We start from the raw sequence: 17,148 nt of genomic DNA on the forward strand, positions 1-17,148 counted from the left end.
TCATTAGCGGCAACGCCTGCGAATCAACTAACAACCACCTAACAAAATTGTAAGCTGGGGAAGAAATGCAATCAGGCTAGTATTTTCACGGCTTTTTCATTATACTAGATAAGGTTGAATTTTAATAAGTATCACGATTATGAATAAGAAAGGACGGTTGTCATGTGTGCAGCTGGCTTTTGCCAAAATAACCCGCCGATAATACTGAAGTAGACAATTGACTAGAATGTCGCTTTATGGCGATATTTTAGTGGAAACGTGCCAAAAAAGCATGTTTTTCCGCTTAGCTACGCCAGTCAAACGCATCACTGTGTGCTGCTTATTGCCTGGCTAGGCTAATGCTCAAAACATGAACGCTTTTTTAGGCACTCTATTTTAGGAGGTTATCATGGAAAAACTAGAATTAGAAAGTGCTAATCGCAATTATTTAAAATGGCCGGTGGTTGCTTTAATGGATTTTGTCACCGTCATTGGTTTCGACGATATTATTTATAATTTTCAGAATCAAGGTCTCGGTGTTGTCACATCTTGGGTCGTTATGCTTTTTATCTATGTCTTACCTTATTCATTGATGGTTGGTCATCTCGGCTCTGTTTTCAGTTCTGAAGGTGGCGGTTTAACTTCTTGGGTCCGCGGGACTAGCGGCGACAAAGTTGGTTATTTCGCAGCTTGGTTCTATTGGGTCGTTGGCTTACCGTACATCGTGGATGTCGCTAACTCAGTGGTTATCGCCTTTGGTTGGTTGATCCACGGTAATGGTAACGTTGACGCTTATATGTCTAAAGCCATGTTCGGTGTTTTGACTACGATTGTCTTCGTTGGTTTTATCTTCTTTGAGCATTTATTTAAAAATAAATCATTAGCGATCATGAGTGTTATCGGTGGTAGCGCCATGTTTATCATGACGGTCTTGTTTGTGATCATGACCGTTGTGGCACTGACAACAGGTGGTCACATTGCAACACAACCATTTACACCCAAAGCGTTTATCCCTAAAATTGACGGCCATTTCTTTACTACATTAGGGCTGCTTATTTTTGCCATGAACGGTTCGGAATTAGTCGCACCATACGTGACTGATATGAAAAACCCACGTAAGGATTTCCCGAAAGCAATGATCATGATTGCAGTGATGACGGCCTTCCTGACTGTCTTCGGCTCCTTCTCATTAGGTGTTTTCTTTAACGCTCATCACCTACCCGGCGATTTAAAAATGAACGGTTCCTACTATGCGTTCCTCGCTTTAGGCCAGCATTTCGGCTGGGGTAAAATTTTGATGTACATTTTTGCAGTGACGCAAGCGATCTATATGTGCGCACAACTAGCTGTCTTATTGGACGCCGGTACCCGTGTCTTCCTTGGTGATATCAGTAAGAAATATATGCCGAAACAATTATCTAAGCTTAACGCTGATGGTTTGCCGATCAACGGTTATTGGATGACTACTGCAATTTGTGCAGTCATCATGTTCTTAGGCGGCTTGCTACCCGAGATCAACGATATTTTCAACTGGTTATTAAACTTAAACGGTATTGTTTCACCATTCGCAACTTGCTTCTTATTCTGGGCATTTATGATGGTTCGCTTACATAGTGACCGTTACCCAACGCCAGCATATAAATATATCAAAAATGATCGATTAGGCTTTAGCGTCGGAGTTTGGATGTTCGTTGTCACCTTTTTCTCCGCTTTTGCTGCATTCTTCCCAACGGACGCAAAGCCCGGTACTAGTTTATGGACAGATTCATTGATCATGAATATCGTAGTAACAATCGGTCTATGTGCTATCGGTTTGATCATGCCAATTATTGCTCGGCGGCAACGCGAAAATGCTGGCAACGCCTTTACTGGCAGTCAGTGGACTCTAAATTTAGTTCTGCTCGTTATCGCCGTAGCACTTGGTTACTGGATCTCACGCCTACACAGTATTGACGTGCTGATTCGTTTAGTTCTAATTCTGTTAGTGATTGCCCTATTTAGCCTCTGTTTACGCCTGATTTATCGGCGACCAACTAAGGCATAAACATTAGCGTGGTGCATTTTGCATCACGCTTTTTTTGTCCCATTCAAAATATATCTACACAACGCTAGCTATCAAGTTTCTGAGATGATAAAATTTTAATGGAAACGATTAAATATGATTACGTAGTTCTACGTATAAATAAGTTGCAATAATGAATAAAGGATGGTTGCTTATGACCTCAACGACACAACGACAGATTGCTGCTGCATTTAAAACTTTAATGTTAACTATGCCTTTTAAGCAGATCAGTGTCACTTTGATCATGAAGCAAGCGCAGCTCCGGCGACAAACCTTCTATGAATATTTTCAAGATAAATATGATTTGTTAGCGTGGATCTTTAACGCTGAGGCCGGCACCGATCTGGAAGAAAGTGTTAATTACGAGCATTGGACTTCATCACTATTAGACTTATTAAATTATCTAGAAACTAATCGTGCGTATTATCGTAACGCCTTAGCGATCAGCGAACAAAATTCATTTGATCAATATTTTCTTGCTCACACCAAACAACTAACCGATATTATCGTTCGTGACTTGTTGAAAACTAAAAATATTCCTTTAACGGGTGAATACATCAGCTTTTTACGCGAATACTTCTCACGAGCCGTAGTCAGCGTGATCGTCGACTGGCTACAAGATGATCAACCAACCAGCCCACAATACTTAAGTCACCAATTACAAACAGTTATTGAAGATACGATCAGCGGCTTTTTGATTCGAGTGCAATAAAAATTAAAATAGCGAAATAAATCGAATTAGGTCTCCCTAGTCTGATTTATTTCGCTATTTATTTATGCTATATCGCTTTAAATAATGAATTAACAATGTCGCGCCAATCGTTAATGTGACAATCATCAAAAATAAGCTAGCTGGTATTTCAATACCAATCTGTGGAATCGTCATAAATAGTTTAACTGCGATAATAGCAATCAAAAAATAGGCCATGGGTTCTAATTCTGGAATACTTTGCATCAACTTCATAATAATTTCGGCGACACCACGCATCATTAAAATTCCTACCAGCCCGCCAAGTAAGACAATAATAGGATTTGTTGAAATTGCTAACGCAGCGATAATTGAATCAACTGAGAAAATGGCATCCATAAAGACCATCTGCCAGACTACCGACCAAAAATTTTTAACTAGTTTAACCACTCGTTCATTAGTTCGTTTCTGGTGATAATGGTGAAAGAAATTAATTGCCAAGTAAATTAGATATAAGGAGCCGGCTAACTTTACTTCCCAAATATGGATCATAAAAGTGCCGATGCCGATCATTAAAAATCGCAATAAATATGAGCCCCATAATCCATACAGTAAAGCACGAGTTTGTTGCTTTTTCTGCGATAAGTTTTGCGTCTGTGCGGCTAAAACAACGGCATTATCCACTGACAATAAACATTCAAGTAAAATCACTGAAAAAATGATCGACCAATCAGTCCATGATGTTACCACTTCACGCCAAGCTGCCAAATCAAAGAATGGCCCATATAAATTTGCAATAAGATGGAACAATTAGTCGACTTCCTTCCATAATTTACGAAAACAAAATTTGAATATGTTGCACCGGCACATCATAAAATGGATCTTCGCGCCGGCCCAGAAAGTCTTTCGCTTGCTCCGGAAACAAAGCATACATTAATACATCCTCAGTTGAATGAGCGTAAGCACCGATGGCTTTGCGGAACTGTGCCATTTGTGGCTTGATCAGATCAGCGGGTCTGACTGTGATCACGTCGGTATCATCGCCAATGATCTGCTGACGAATTTCATCTGAAACCGGAACTGGTGGGCGACCATAATAACCTTTGACGTATTCTTTGATCTCTTTGGGGACCAATTTGTAACGTTCACCGCTGATGACATTCATCACCGCTTGGGTACCGACCATTTGTGACAGCGGCGTAACGAGTGGCGGATAACCAAGATCGGCGCGGACGTTGGGTACTTCTTCCAACACTTCTTGATAACGATCTTCTAGGCCCTGTTCTTTTAACTGATTTAACAAATTAGATAACATACCGCCTGGCACTTTATACAACAGTGTCCGTGGCTCAGTGTCCTTCACTTTAGGGTTAAGTAACCCTGCTTTACGAAAACGGTCGCGAACCGGGTTGAAGTGTGCGGCGATTTTCGACAATTTGGTTACGTCTAAGTTCGTGTTGTAGCCAAGATCCGACAGGGCGATCGCCATCGATTCCGTACTTGGTTGACTGGTGCCGCCAGAAAAAGACGAAATTGCCGTATCGATAATATCGGCGCCAGCTTCAACGGCTTTTAGATAAGTCATTTCGGCGATCCCGCTGGTGGCGTGAGTATGCACCTCGAGGGGTACACTGACTGCCGCCTTAATTTCACTGACTAAGTCGTAAGCATCATGCGGCGTTAAGACACCGGCCATATCTTTAATGGCGATCGAATCCGCGCCGAGTTTTTCAAATTCTTGGGCGAGTTGTACAAAGTAGGGGATCGTGTGGAAGTCGCTAGTGGTATACGAAATTGCGGCTTGCGCTTCACCGCCAGCGTCTTTAGTCGCGGTGATCGCCGTTTCCAGATTACGCGGGTCATTTAAGGCATCAAAAATACGGATAATATCGATGCCATTTTCAACTGATTTATGTACAAACTCAGTCACGACGTCGTCAGCGTAATGTTTATAACCTAGTAAGTTTTGCCCACGTAGGAGCATTTGTAATTTAGTTTTTTTAACGTGTTGGCGAATGGCACGCAGTCGTTCCCAGGGATCTTCGTTCAAGAAGCGCAGCGCAGAATCAAAGGTCGCCCCACCCCAAACTTCGAGGGCATGGTAGCCAGCCTGATCCATCGTTTCTAAGATCGGCTGCATGTCACTAAACGGCATCCGGGTGGCAATTTGACTTTGTTGGCCATCACGTAAAACTGTTTCCATAAAGCGAATGTTTTTCATGAGTTCATTCAGTCCTTATTTTTTATTTAGCCGGGAAAATTTTAATCAACAGTTGGGAGATCAGGTAAAGTAGGAATAAAACCAAGAAAACGCCGACCATCCCGAAAAGCATTAATTCACCTGCTTGGATCAGTGCATTGTTCATATTTTGCTCCTTTACTAACTAAAGAATGACAACAGTAAGCCGCCAGCGACGACCGAAGCAATCTGCCCGGAAACGTTAGCGCCTACCGCATACATCAAGACAAAGTTTTGCGGATCTTCATCAGTGGCCATCCGTTGGATCACCCGACTGGACATGGGAAAAGCCGAGATCCCAGCGGCCCCGATCATCGGGTTGATCTTCTTTTTGCGGAATAGATTCAATAACTTAGCGAATAACACGCCACCGATCGAATCCATCACAAATGCAACTAGGCCAAAGGCAATGATCATTAACGTTTGGACGTTTAAGAATTGATCGGCTACGAGTTTAACGGAGATGGTTAGGCCTAATAGGATCGACACGATATTCACTAATTCGTTCTGGGCTGATTGGGATAATCGATCAAGCACCCCACATTCACGAAGTAAGTTACCAAACATCAAAAAGCCCACCAGGGGTAACGAAATTGGGGCAATGAAGCCAGCGACGATCGTGATCGCGATTGGAAAGAGGATCTTAACGGTTTTCGAAACATCCTCAGATTTATAAGTCATCCGGATCTGGCGTTCCTTTTTTGTCGTAACGGCTTTGATCGCGGCTGGTTGAATAATCGGCACTAACGCCATATAAGAATAGGCGGCCACGGTGATCGGCCCCAAGAGTTTCGGTGCCAGTTGACCCGAAACGAAAATGGAAGTGGGCCCATCGGCGGCACCGATGATCCCGATTGAAGCGGCCTCTTTAATGTCAAAACCGAATAAAACGGCGACGATCACGGTGAAGAAGATCCCAAATTGCGCTGCAGCACCGAACAATAACATAAAGGGATTTTGTAATAAGGGTCCAAAATCGATCATGGCGCCGATACCGATAAAAATCAATAAGGGAAACAGTTCCGTGCTGATACCGGCACTGAATAAAATATCCAGTACCCCTTTAGATTCATGACCGCCAACGATCTGAGTCAATACCCCGGTCCCAGGAATATTGACTAGGATCGCACCTAGCCCCATTGGGACTAATAAGGTTGGTTCATATTCTTTTTTGATCCCCAGATACATCAGTAAGCCACCGATGAGCATCATCACCAGCTCTTGCCAAGTAATTGAGGTGATTCCTTGTAGTAGTGTTTCCAAATTATAAACGCCTCTTCCCCAAAATATAATGCCTACTGAATCGTGATCAAGGCGTCGCCAGCATTGACATTTTCGCCCACCGCCACATTAATGGCGCTTACTTTCCCTGCATGATTGGCTACCACTTCGTTTTCCATTTTCATGGCTTCCAAAATGATCAGCGGCTGATTTTCTTTAACGTCATCGCCAACCTTGACCAAGAGCTTTAAGATCGAGCCGGGCATTGGTGCGGGTAAGGTGGTGCCAGCAGTCGTGGATGTTGTTGCCGCAGCTGGCGCAGTGGGTTGTGGCGTTGGTGCTGTAGCTTGTGGGGCTGGGGCTACTGGCGCGGGCTGCGGTGTGGGTGCCACTGCCGTTGGCGCCGGTGTGCCACCAATTTCTTCCATTTCAACTAAGTACTCCGTACCATCGATGGTGATTTTAAATTTACGTAACATAATATTCTCCTAATCTATTTTGCGTTTGATTGACTGCACAATGAATTGCTTTTCTGGTGCATCCCCAGCCGCGATACTGGTCGCAATTAAAGCGACACATTTAAATTCTGGGTTCAACTGTTGAGTCCGGGTAACGGTAAACTGGCTAGTTTTATTTTCACCAGCGGCAATCGCGGTAGCAATGATAGCGACTATTTTGTTTTTAGCTGGTTCACTGATGGGGATAAATTTAGTGATAGGCACCCAACTGACTGGCGGCACTGATTGTGCTACTTTTTTATCGGCGCGGGGAGCCACAGCAACAGTTCCTGATTCCTTTCCAAATAATTTTTTAAAAAACCCCATATCATCACCTCCGGGTAAGAATGATAACTAAATTATCCTAGTAGTTACGATTGTATAGTCGCACCTGAATTGATTTTTACAGTCATATTTATTTTCAAATACATCACAATTAGTATTAAAATGCTACTCAAACTCATTTCTAATACAAATAGCAACATTTTTCTATGACTTTCTGTGCTTTTGTTATCCGGCATCGGTGCAAAATGATTAAATACAAAGGTATCATGTGTACTAATTCACATTTTTACTCCTTTTATTTCATAGAAGAAGTAAATCGTTGGTCTCTGTAAAATCTATTTTACAGTCATAATTTCACCAGCAGTCACTTTTATTCTGTCACTATTCTTAGCTATAATTTTTCAACTGTATGCGTTTTTAATATCGCTGATTATGCTACATTTTCCGTATTCTAAAATAGTATTATAATTAGCATCACTATTTTGATTATTCAAGACCGCTTAACAATTTTAGGTTTGGCTGCTAATTTTAGATTAAGTTCCCCTTCAGATTTAGCAACCAATACCGATGTCGAAATATCCGCTGTCACATTAGGAATAATTCTACCCATATTCAAAATACGGTCAACACCGGCCAATAATCCAACTGCTTCTATTGGTAGACCAGCTGTTTGTAATACAACCGAAACTGCAATCAAGCCTGAGCCAGGAACACCGGCCAATCCAAGTGAAGTAATAGCGGCCATAAGCATGATACGTAAAAGCTCAATAGTTGAAAAATGAACACCGTATACTTGTGCTGCAAAAACAACTGCTACACCTTCATAAATTGCAATACCATCCATACTCATGTTAGAACCAATTGTAATAATAAAATTACCAATTCGATCCGATACACCAAGTTTTTTAACTGATTGTAATGCAAGTGGAATTGTTGCGACACTTGAAGTAGTAGAAAAGGCAAAAGCCAAGGTCTCTCTTGATGACTTAAAAAACTTCTTGATTGGTACCCTACAAATTAATCCACAAACAATAATACTGTGAATCACGATAGTTTGAATACCAGATGCCGTATAAACTGCACCAATAGTTTTTAAATACGGCCAAATAATTGCAATGCCACTTTTCCCAATGACACTAGCCATTAAACCGAAAACACCAATTGGCGTAAAGCCTAATACAATATTAACGAATTTTTTCATTGTATCCGCTAGTGATTTGCATAATGTTAACATTGGTTTTCCTTTTTCCCCAATAGCTAATAAGGCAAAGCCAAAAATAACAGCAAAGAAAATAACTTGCACCAAATTAGTACTTGTTAACGATTTAAATATATTACTGGGAATAAAGTTTAAAATCGTGTCACTTATAGATAATTTAACCGGTTTTTGAATTGCAGCATTTGCTGTTTGAATATTTGCACCTTGCCCAACATTAAATAACCGACCCATTCCCAGTCCCAGACCGGTTGCAATCAATGTAAAAACAACATACGTTCCAACCGTTTTTAATGCAATCTTACCGAATTGTTGCATATCATCAATATCCGCAATAGCAACGACCATTAAAGAAAATACTAATGGAGCTACAACTACCTGTAACAGACGAATTAGAATATCCCCCAAAACGGCAAATATTGTTGCCTGTTTTCCTAATAAAATTCCAGCAATAATTCCAAGTGCAAAACCTATCATAATCTTGGTAAATAAACTCATATTTCTAATCTTATTAATTATTTTTAGCATCAGTATACATCCCCTCGTATTACGATGAATTGCATAGACAAGATCAAAATCAGCTTACCATTTGATAAAAACTCAAGTAGCATTATATATCTACTATAATTAAGCATAATAATTTCATAAAAAGCGCCAACAATTCACTCATCCGTCATTAAAGCCTTCGAATGTTTTTTTAGAATTGTGGCGCTTTTATGCCAAAATAAACTTGATTATCAGGACCTTCAAAGAATCCATATATATTTACACTACACTTATATTTTATAGCTCCGTGCCTATATTTCTTACTACTAAATTTTATGTCAAAATATATAGACGCGATTCTATTTAGCTACTGAATACAATACTTTCATTAGTTTAGCTTTAGTCTCAAACCCAATACCTGGAATATCTGGTAAACCAACATATCCATTTTCGACCGCAATATCATCAGCAAATCCACCAAAAGGTTCAAAGATGCCAGGGTAAGATTCATTCCCACCAAGCTTTAGTCCTGCAGCAATATTTAATGACATTTGATGTCCGCCATGTGGAATGCAACGACGTGATGACCAACCATATTCTTTAAGCATTTTTAGTGTCTTCATATACTCAACTAATCCATAGCTTAAAGCACAATCAAATTGGAGATAATCAGTATCCTTCCTCATTCCCCCATAACGAATCAAATTGCGGACATCTTGCATTGAAAATAAATTTTCACCAGTGGCCATTGTTTTCTTATAATGTTTAGATAATTCAGCCTGTAATTCAAAGTCTAATGGATCGCCAGGTTCCTCATACCAAAACAAATCATATCTTTCTAAAGCCTCTCCGTATTTAATAGCTGTCTTCAAATCAAGGCGTCCATTAGCATCAACTGCTAAATTTTTACCAGATGGAACTACCTCTAGTGCAGCTTCAATACGACGAATATCTTCTTCTAATGAATTACCAATCTTCATCTTAACTACAGAATAGCCCATATCTAAATAGCCCTTAAGCTCTTCTTGTAACTGCTTATCATCCTTACCCGGCTGGTAATATCCACCGGCAGCGTACACAAATACCTTATCATCTGGCTTACCATCACCATAGCGTTCCGATAGTAATTGATATAGTGGCTTATCTTCGATCTTTGCTACAGCGTCCCAGATAGCCATGTCAATTGTCCCAACTGCAACGGAACGTTCCCCATGTCCACCAGGTTTTTCGCCAGTCATCATAATTTTCCACAATTTAAACGGATCAAGGTTTGTCCCATCTTCATTTAAATAATCAATCGGTTTAGCATCCATAATACGTGGAATCATACGTTTATTGATAATACCACTTGGTGCATATCGACCATTGGAATTAAATCCGTATCCAATAACAGCCTTACCATTTTTAACAACATCAGTTACTACGGCAACAACAGATACGTCCATCTTAGAAAAATCTATATAAGCATTTTGAATACTAGAGCTGATAGGTACTGGCTTCTCTTTAATTTCCAGAATTTTCATAAATATGATACCTCCACTTTAATTTGATATGTAAGCGCTTAACACAGTTATTATTATATTTAATGTATACGTAAAAGTCAATTAAAACTTCTAAATTTTACAAAAAGCCACCATAACGTCATTTTATGTATACATTGTTTAGGATGATTCAATCATGACAAAATATCCATAAACAAAGAGTGGCATGACCCTGTAGAATACAAGAATCATGCCACTCTTTACCTAATTCAAAACAAGCCTTGTGCAAATTTTTATTATACTTCAAACTTTATTAAAAGCTAGGACTTTTTCTTTATAATATCCGCTATTTCCAAACTGCCCCGATGCCTATGTCCTTGCATAAGCTCACGAGCTGCTATCTTATTTTTAGCACGTATAGCAGCAACAATTGCTCGATGTTCTTGAATAGATTGAATTGGCAATTTACGTGCATTAATCGTGTAAAGGCGAGCTCGGTACAACTGATCAGAATAGTTTGCCATTGCTTTTATTAATCGATTGTTACGCGATTGATCAACAATTAAATTATGGAACTCCTGATCAACAGCTACGTAGGTTTTCAGATTTTTATTATACATCGCTTCTTCTTGTTTATCGATTAACCTATCTAACCTATCTAACTCTTCATTACTAATGATATTAGTTGCAAGTTCTACAGCTAGCCCATCAAGTACCTCTGTAATTTCAGATATTTCAATAATAATCCTTCTCAGGATTGGTTCAACCTTAAAACCCTTTCTGGGAATAACTTTGAGCCAGCCCTCCATTTCTAGGCGTATTAATGCTTCATGTACTGGTGTTCGACTCATTTCTAATAAATCTGTTATTTCGCGTTCTAAAAATGACTTTCCCGGTTCTAGATAAAGATTACGAATGGCTTTTAAGATGACAAGATATGCCTGCTGTGTTAAAGAATTACTTGCTACTTCATTTTTATACCCTAATAACACTAGTCTCAAATACTCTCCATGGCCATCTTCCATCATCTCTCCTCCTCGTTGATACTATTGTAGCTAATCATACACTAAATTATTAATTTTCCTAGCCCTATAATTAATTATGACTAAAGTAATTAAAAAATGATTCTACCATTACCGCAGTATTTATTTTAAGTTTAGTAGCTACCTTATCAATAGATTTATTTTATCACGTATATCGTACAAATAGGATTTTATCAGGCTTTAATATTTCTACAGCACTTTACAGCTTTTCACTGACCCCCGACCAACAAGAAGCCAACCACTGAATCACCACTTTGGCCGGTGTTGTTTTTAACCGCCTTTGCACTTGCCGCGCTAAACTAGCCAAAAACAGCGCCGCTTGAATTTGCCGACTTAACCAGAGTTTGCGTTCACGCAAACTTTTGGTTACCAAAAAAGCTAAACTAGGTTGGGTCAATGGCAATACGATCATCAAGGTATACGCCGTATTCAATAAATGATGATCGGCTTCAATCTTGGCTACTGAACGCACGGCGTAATCACCGAAGTGCCAGAATGTTTTCATTTCATAAAAATAGGTCTCGATCGCCCAACGTTTTTGATAGTAGGCCAACGCTCGTAGCGCTGGCGCAGGGGCGCTGGTCTCCGGCGTCCGATAGGTGAGCTGGGTCGGATCAACGGCTAGGGTTTCGGTTGTGATCGCCGCTAATTCTTCGGGCGCGCTCGTCGCCATGAACAGACGACAAGTCGTCTTGCGTTGTACGCGGATCATGTAAACTGGCTGGGGCATCAAGCGTGTCAGACACCGCACTATACCGATCTGATCTCCGGCCGAACAAAGATTTAATGCAATATTTCCCAAATGGATCTGGTCACCATATTTCCGCGGCCGACCGCGCTTACCGGTGCGTTTGGGTAAGCCAAACATGGCGGTATCTTTACGCACATTGGCGATCATAGCTAGATTAGGTTGCGTCATGACCAGTTGGTTGATCTCAGCTTTGGGATACCAACTGTCACACAGTAGGAACACTTGTTGGTCGCTGGCGATCGATTTCAAAGTCGTCTTGATCATTTGCGCCGCTTGCTGGTATTTGGTCGCCTGTTCCGCCTGATAAAGGTGCGTGGCTAACGGCAAGAACGTATAAACTGGCTGGTCATCTTGGTCCCGCTGTGTTGGGATCATCAGACCTAAAGTAACGAAATCATGGGCATTGACGAGCCGCTTACCCGTATGTGCGGCGTGATCGAATAGATATTTGACGCCGGTAAATTTGTGGCCGAACTTGGGTTGGACCGTGTCATCCAGAACCAATAATAAGGGCAAGTCCTGACAAGTAGTGGGAATCAAGGTCAGTAAATACGTCAAGTTGCGCACTTCTAACTGTGGCAAGTGGTCACCGATCACTGCCAAAGCCCGATAAAACGTGTTCAAAGAATGCTTCGTCACCCGGCCCAGAAATTGTTCAAATAAGTGGCGGATCGAGTGGCGGTCACCAATCACTAACAACGCTAGACACAACCAAAAATAGTTAAGGCCCATTGGCTTAGACAAGCCAGCCGCTTTTAAATCAAAAAAATAGGCGTGGAGGGTGGTTAAAAGTGATGATTTTTGATAAAATGAGTTCAACACGAATCCTTCTTTCTGAGTGGTTTTTAGACGAACTCATTTTAGCAAAGAATAGGCATTCGTGCCTTTTTATATCCAAATTTTTTTAAAAAGCTGTAAAGTGCTGTATTTCTAGAGAACCCCAATTAATTAAGAGCCGGATTTACAATGTAAGTGCAACACCTAAATAACTAGACCAAAAAGGCCATGAAGCCTTAAACTTATAAGTGACAAAACCAATAAGTTAGGACGGACTTCATGACCCAATCTAAAGATATAAAGGTCAATCAATTACCCATTTCAGTGATGACCATATTAAGCAAGCGACCACGGCACTTAACCAACGGCCACGTAAACTATTTGGTTATAAATCAGCCAATGAATTCATGGCTGAACAGCTACTCGCATGACCACCACCTAGACCACTTATAAGTGAAGTTTAGCAAGTGTTGCACTTGATTTGACAATTCGGGGGAAAAATAATCCCCAAAGTTATGATTCTTACTGATTGTAATCGATTCTAATCTTTGCTAAAATTACAGGCGAAAAGAAAAGGTTAATATTATTAATTTGCTCATTCAATATAATTATTATTGGACACGACCCAGACTTGAGAGAGACAAGTGTGGGTCGTTTTATTTTTTGGAGGAAAAGCTTATGCTATGTTTCTGGGGACAACCAAGATTTTCACGAAAACCTTTTTCTGCATTTGGCTATGAACTGTTTTTGCGTGAAGGCGAACCAGGTAAATGGCGCGTGCCAAATGATTTTAGCCAGTTTTCTGCACAGCAAATTATCGACTTGTTAGTTAAAACGGTGCCACAACTGGCACCGAAGATACCAAATATTTCGATCAATGCAGATGTCGATCAATTTATTGACCCGGCGTTTTATCAACCATTTTCCCAGGTCAAACAACTGCTGCCGATGATCAATTTAGCTATTGAATTGACTGAGCATCCATCTGCTCAGCGGATCACAGCAACTAAGTTAGTGACCGCTGCGGCAAGTTTCAACCAGTTTGGTATGCGCGTTATTCTTGATGATGTCGGTTCAGGTAATAACCAGTTAGCGCGTGTACAGTTATTAAATCCTTATGTCCATGAATATAAATTTGCGATTCAAAACTTTCGTCCAGCCTCTACATTGGAAGATATTTTACCGCAATTGGCTTATTGGCATAGTCTGGCCCAGAAAAACCATAAAGCACTGACAATTGAAGGCGTAGAATCAGTAACCGATATTGCGCTTTTATCGCGTTATAAAATTGATATGTTACAAGGCTATTTTCTTGGCCGCCCCGAATATCTACCTACACAGCATTAAGTTAATCATGAAGCAAAAAACCACTGAAAAATAATTGCATTTTTCAGTGGTTTTAATTTAGCCATGATTTTTCATGACCCGCTGTAACTCACGGTCTTGATCACGTCGCTTTAACGTTTCTCGTTTATCGTAAGTGTGCTTCCCTTTAGCCACGCCAAGTAATAACTTAGCGAAACCATGCTTAAGATAAACACGTAATGGTACTAAGGTTATCCCTGAGCCTTGAGTAGCCCCTAACAATTTACCGATCTCTTTTTTACGCAATAATAACTTTCGATTACGTAACGGATCAACGTTAAACTGATTGCCCTGTTCATAAGGACTGATGTGGACATTTTCCAGCCAAACTTCGCCATTACGGACTCGGGCGAAACCGTCTTTCAAATTGATCCGCCCATTACGGACTGATTTTATTTCAGTACCGGTTAAAACGATCCCGGCTTCATACGTTTCTAATATGGTGTAATCGTGACGCGCTTTTTTATTCTGCGCTAAAACATTATCTGCTGACTTTGCTTTTTTTGCCACTCCAATCACCTCTACTTCACGAATATAGGTTGTTGACTAGCTTGATACATTTCACACCTTATTTATGCTCGCCATGACTTTGGTTGTTACGGATCGTAAATGGGTGGTTGCTGTTGCCGCTACCGCCACGGCGATTGCGGTTACGATTAGCACTTGCACCCGAATGGTTACGATTACCATTGCTTGCGCCCTGACGATTATGACTGTTGCCATTGCTTGAACTATTTCGGTTACCCCGGTAACCACCGCGACTATTGCCACCAGGTCGACGATTATTACCACCTTCACGCCGCTGGAAATTCCGGCTTGGTTTTGGCCGCTCAACTAAATCACCTAAGTCACTGGTTGGTGTATTTTCGTCTGGTAATAACTTGAAATTGATTTGGCTTTGATCCATATCAACATCGGTCAAAGTCACCTTAACTGGCTGACCAACCCGATAAGTCTTCTTTGTGTGCTCCCCAACCATTGCCATATAACTCTCGATAAAGTTGTAATAGTCATCGCCCATAGTTGAAATATGGACTAAACCTTCAACCGTATTTGGTAGTTCAATAAACAAACCAAACTTAGTCACTGAGCTAACTACAGCATCAAAATCTTCACCAACGTGCGGCAACATAAATTCTGCTTTCTTCAAATCGTCGGTATCGCGTTCAGCATCGATCGAACGCCGTTCCATTTCAGAACTGTGTTTAGCAATTTCATCCAACTGATCGCGATATTTATCTTGCGCTTCTTCATCGGTCCCATTTTCCATGTACCAATGGATCAAGCGATGCACCATCAAATCAGGATAACGACGAATTGGTGACGTAAAATGCGTATAGTATTTAGCAGCCAAGCCAAAGTGGCCTAACAACTGATCCGCATATTTAGCTTGTTTCATACTGCGCAACATCATGATCTGGATCACCGGTTGTACCGGTTGACCTTCAATTTTAGCCAAAACAGCCTGTAGCATCCGTGGCTTAATGTTCTGGCTATCACCTTTAGCCACGACCCCAATATTATTAATAAATTCATAGAAGGCGCGCATTTTTTCGCTATCAGGTGTTTCATGAACACGATATAAGAATGGTACATGTAACTTGTTATAGTGTTCAGCAACAGTTTCGTTAGCAGCCAACATAAAGGATTCGATCATCCGTTCACTAGTCCCGCGATCACTGACCACAATGTCAGTCGGATGGCCTTCACTATCAACAATAATTTTCGCTTCTGGCTTATCAAAATCGATGGCACCACGATCATGTCGCATTTGCCATAGGATTTTGTGCAAGGCACCCATTTGTTCAAACATTGGTACTAATTCAGCATATTCTGCTCGGACCTCAGCATCGTTGTCGTCCAAAATTTGGTTGACCGCTGTATAAGTCATCCGTGCAGCGCTCTTAATGACCGCTGGGAAAATTTCGTGCTTAACAATATTCCCTTTAGCATCGATCTCCATTTCGCAAGTCATCGTCAACCGCTCAACTTGCGGATTCAAGGAACAAATGCCGTTAGACAAGCGTTCTGGTAACATTGGTAAAACACGATCAGTCAAGTAGGTACTCGTCCCCCGTTCAAAAGCCTCATCGTTCAAGGCGGTCCCTGGGGTAACATAATGGGCAACATCGGCGATACTAACCCCTAAATGATAATGCCCATTATCCATCTTCCAAACAACAACGGCATCATCAAAGTCTTTTGAAGTTTCACCATCGATGGTCACAAAGTTTTGGTCAGTTAGGTCACGCCGCCCTTGCTTTTCTTCTGGCTGGACTTCACTAGGAATTTCGTTAGCTTCCTGCATCACTGCATCAGGAAATTCAGTTGGAATGCCATGGCGGTAAACAATTGATAGAATATCGACACCAGGCGCATTTTTATTACCAAGATCTTGTTTAGCGATTCCTAACATACTCTTAGGATTTTCAACACTTGGGAACTTGGTAATATCAACAACGACCATATCACCATCTTGAGGTTGGACACCGTCATCGGTAATAAATACAGGAACATCCTGCAGACTGCGCTGTGTCAAGCTAACATAACCAAATTGACCTGAGCTCTTTACCTGACTGGTTGGGAAGCCAGTAAACTCACCCACAACCGTCGTAAAGTTACGCTTGATGATATTAACAATCTTACCTTCAGGACCCTTACCGCTGTTCGGTACAGCTTCCTTGATCACCTCAGCTTCAACTTCATCACCATTTAAGGCAAAAGCGGTGTTATCTGCTGAAACGTAAACATCAGGTAGTTCAGGATCGTAGCTAATAAAACCAAAACCGCGATCGTTAGCGTGAAAAACACCACTGACCTTTTGTCGCTCAACTGCGACACCAAAATGACCGCTACCGTTTAATTTAATTTTTTTATCTTGTTCTAATTGAGTCAAGGTTTGCACCAAGACTTTAAAAGCAGCTGCATTGCGCAACTTTAATTGTTGATCTAGCTCCTCCGCCGTAAAATAATGGTTGGCGTGTTCAGTTAGAAAATTTAATACTTCAGCTTGAAATAATTCAGCGTTTTTCAAAGTAAACCTCATTTCTTCTCATAG

At 40.9% G+C, this 17,148-nt stretch carries 15 protein-coding genes and 1 pseudogene; 4 read left to right on the forward strand and 12 right to left on the reverse strand.

The features are described from left to right. Positions 1 to 388 precede the first annotated feature (388 nt). Together LC20001_RS10595 and dhaS are read left to right on the forward strand one after the other, a co-directional pair. The gene (locus LC20001_RS10595; protein WP_010009111.1) at positions 389 to 2,023 is read left to right on the forward strand and encodes an APC family permease; all 1,635 of its coding nucleotides are present in this window, start codon (positions 389 to 391) and stop codon (positions 2,021 to 2,023) included. Positions 2,024 to 2,195: 172 nt separating this feature from the next. Next, the gene (gene dhaS, locus LC20001_RS10600) at positions 2,196 to 2,753 is read left to right on the forward strand and encodes a dihydroxyacetone kinase transcriptional activator DhaS (RefSeq protein ID WP_010009110.1); all 558 of its coding nucleotides are present in this window, start codon (positions 2,196 to 2,198) and stop codon (positions 2,751 to 2,753) included. Between the two features lie 54 nt (positions 2,754 to 2,807). Here the strand turns inward: dhaS and LC20001_RS10605 are convergent, their stop codons facing one another. The 10 genes from LC20001_RS10605 to LC20001_RS10650 all read right to left on the reverse strand — a co-directional run bounded on the left by LC20001_RS10605 (position 2,808) and on the right by LC20001_RS10650 (position 12,770). Next, the gene (locus LC20001_RS10605) at positions 2,808 to 3,539 is read right to left on the reverse strand and encodes a TerC family protein (RefSeq protein WP_010009108.1); all 732 of its coding nucleotides are present in this window, start codon (positions 3,537 to 3,539) and stop codon (positions 2,808 to 2,810) included. A gap of 22 nt (positions 3,540 to 3,561) precedes the next feature. Next, a complete protein-coding gene (locus LC20001_RS10610) occupies positions 3,562 to 4,950 on the reverse strand; it encodes an oxaloacetate decarboxylase subunit alpha (RefSeq protein WP_010009107.1) in 1,389 nt (462 codons plus the stop codon). Positions 4,951 to 4,972: 22 nt separating this feature from the next. Further along, positions 4,973 to 5,095: an OadG-related small transporter subunit gene (locus LC20001_RS14490; protein WP_010009106.1), complete on the reverse strand. Its 123-nt coding sequence runs from the start codon at positions 5,093 to 5,095 to the stop codon at positions 4,973 to 4,975. A 14-nt stretch (positions 5,096 to 5,109) separates the two neighbouring features. Further along, positions 5,110 to 6,231, reverse strand: a complete 1,122-nt coding sequence (locus LC20001_RS10620; protein WP_010009105.1) for a sodium ion-translocating decarboxylase subunit beta — start codon at positions 6,229 to 6,231, stop codon at positions 5,110 to 5,112. Between the two features lie 32 nt (positions 6,232 to 6,263). Further along, a complete protein-coding gene (locus tag LC20001_RS10625) occupies positions 6,264 to 6,668 on the reverse strand; it encodes an acetyl-CoA carboxylase biotin carboxyl carrier protein subunit (RefSeq protein ID WP_010009104.1) in 405 nt (134 codons plus the stop codon). 9 nt (positions 6,669 to 6,677) lie between these two features. After that, positions 6,678 to 7,013: a hypothetical protein gene (locus LC20001_RS10630; RefSeq protein WP_010009102.1), complete on the reverse strand. Its 336-nt coding sequence runs from the start codon at positions 7,011 to 7,013 to the stop codon at positions 6,678 to 6,680. Positions 7,014 to 7,461: 448 nt separating this feature from the next. After that, a complete protein-coding gene (locus LC20001_RS10635) occupies positions 7,462 to 8,715 on the reverse strand; it encodes a dicarboxylate/amino acid:cation symporter (protein ID WP_099267154.1) in 1,254 nt (417 codons plus the stop codon). 317 nt (positions 8,716 to 9,032) lie between these two features. After that, positions 9,033 to 10,196: a mandelate racemase/muconate lactonizing enzyme family protein gene (locus tag LC20001_RS10640; RefSeq protein WP_010009098.1), complete on the reverse strand. Its 1,164-nt coding sequence runs from the start codon at positions 10,194 to 10,196 to the stop codon at positions 9,033 to 9,035. Between the two features lie 278 nt (positions 10,197 to 10,474). Next, complete coding sequence (locus tag LC20001_RS10645) at positions 10,475 to 11,179, reverse strand: GntR family transcriptional regulator (protein ID WP_010009096.1); 705 nt, start codon at positions 11,177 to 11,179, stop codon at positions 10,475 to 10,477. A gap of 217 nt (positions 11,180 to 11,396) precedes the next feature. Next, on the reverse strand, positions 11,397 to 12,770 hold the full coding sequence (locus LC20001_RS10650) for an IS701 family transposase (RefSeq protein ID WP_145955951.1): 1,374 nt from the start codon (positions 12,768 to 12,770) through the stop codon (positions 11,397 to 11,399). A gap of 254 nt (positions 12,771 to 13,024) precedes the next feature. On the opposite strand from LC20001_RS10650, the pseudogene LC20001_RS14785 reads away from it, so the two are divergent. Both LC20001_RS14785 and LC20001_RS10660 read left to right on the forward strand, forming a co-directional pair. Continuing rightward, positions 13,025 to 13,156 (forward strand): annotated as a pseudogene (locus LC20001_RS14785) (IS30 family transposase); the annotation flags it as partial. A 247-nt stretch (positions 13,157 to 13,403) separates the two neighbouring features. Next, complete coding sequence (locus tag LC20001_RS10660) at positions 13,404 to 14,072, forward strand: EAL domain-containing protein (protein ID WP_010009046.1); 669 nt, start codon at positions 13,404 to 13,406, stop codon at positions 14,070 to 14,072. A 57-nt stretch (positions 14,073 to 14,129) separates the two neighbouring features. Here LC20001_RS10660 and smpB read toward each other — a convergent pair whose 3' ends face one another. Both smpB and rnr read right to left on the reverse strand, forming a co-directional pair. After that, positions 14,130 to 14,600 carry an SsrA-binding protein SmpB gene (gene smpB / locus LC20001_RS10665; protein WP_003679715.1) on the reverse strand — a complete coding sequence of 157 codons (471 nt, stop codon included), beginning with the start codon at positions 14,598 to 14,600 and terminating at the stop codon, positions 14,130 to 14,132. A gap of 58 nt (positions 14,601 to 14,658) precedes the next feature. Then, the gene (rnr, locus tag LC20001_RS10670) at positions 14,659 to 17,124 is read right to left on the reverse strand and encodes a ribonuclease R (protein ID WP_010009044.1); all 2,466 of its coding nucleotides are present in this window, start codon (positions 17,122 to 17,124) and stop codon (positions 14,659 to 14,661) included. Positions 17,125 to 17,148 lie beyond the last annotated feature (24 nt).

It is taken from the genome of Loigolactobacillus coryniformis subsp. coryniformis KCTC 3167 = DSM 20001, from assembly GCF_002706425.1.
GTDB lineage: Bacteria > Bacillota > Bacilli > Lactobacillales > Lactobacillaceae > Loigolactobacillus > Loigolactobacillus coryniformis.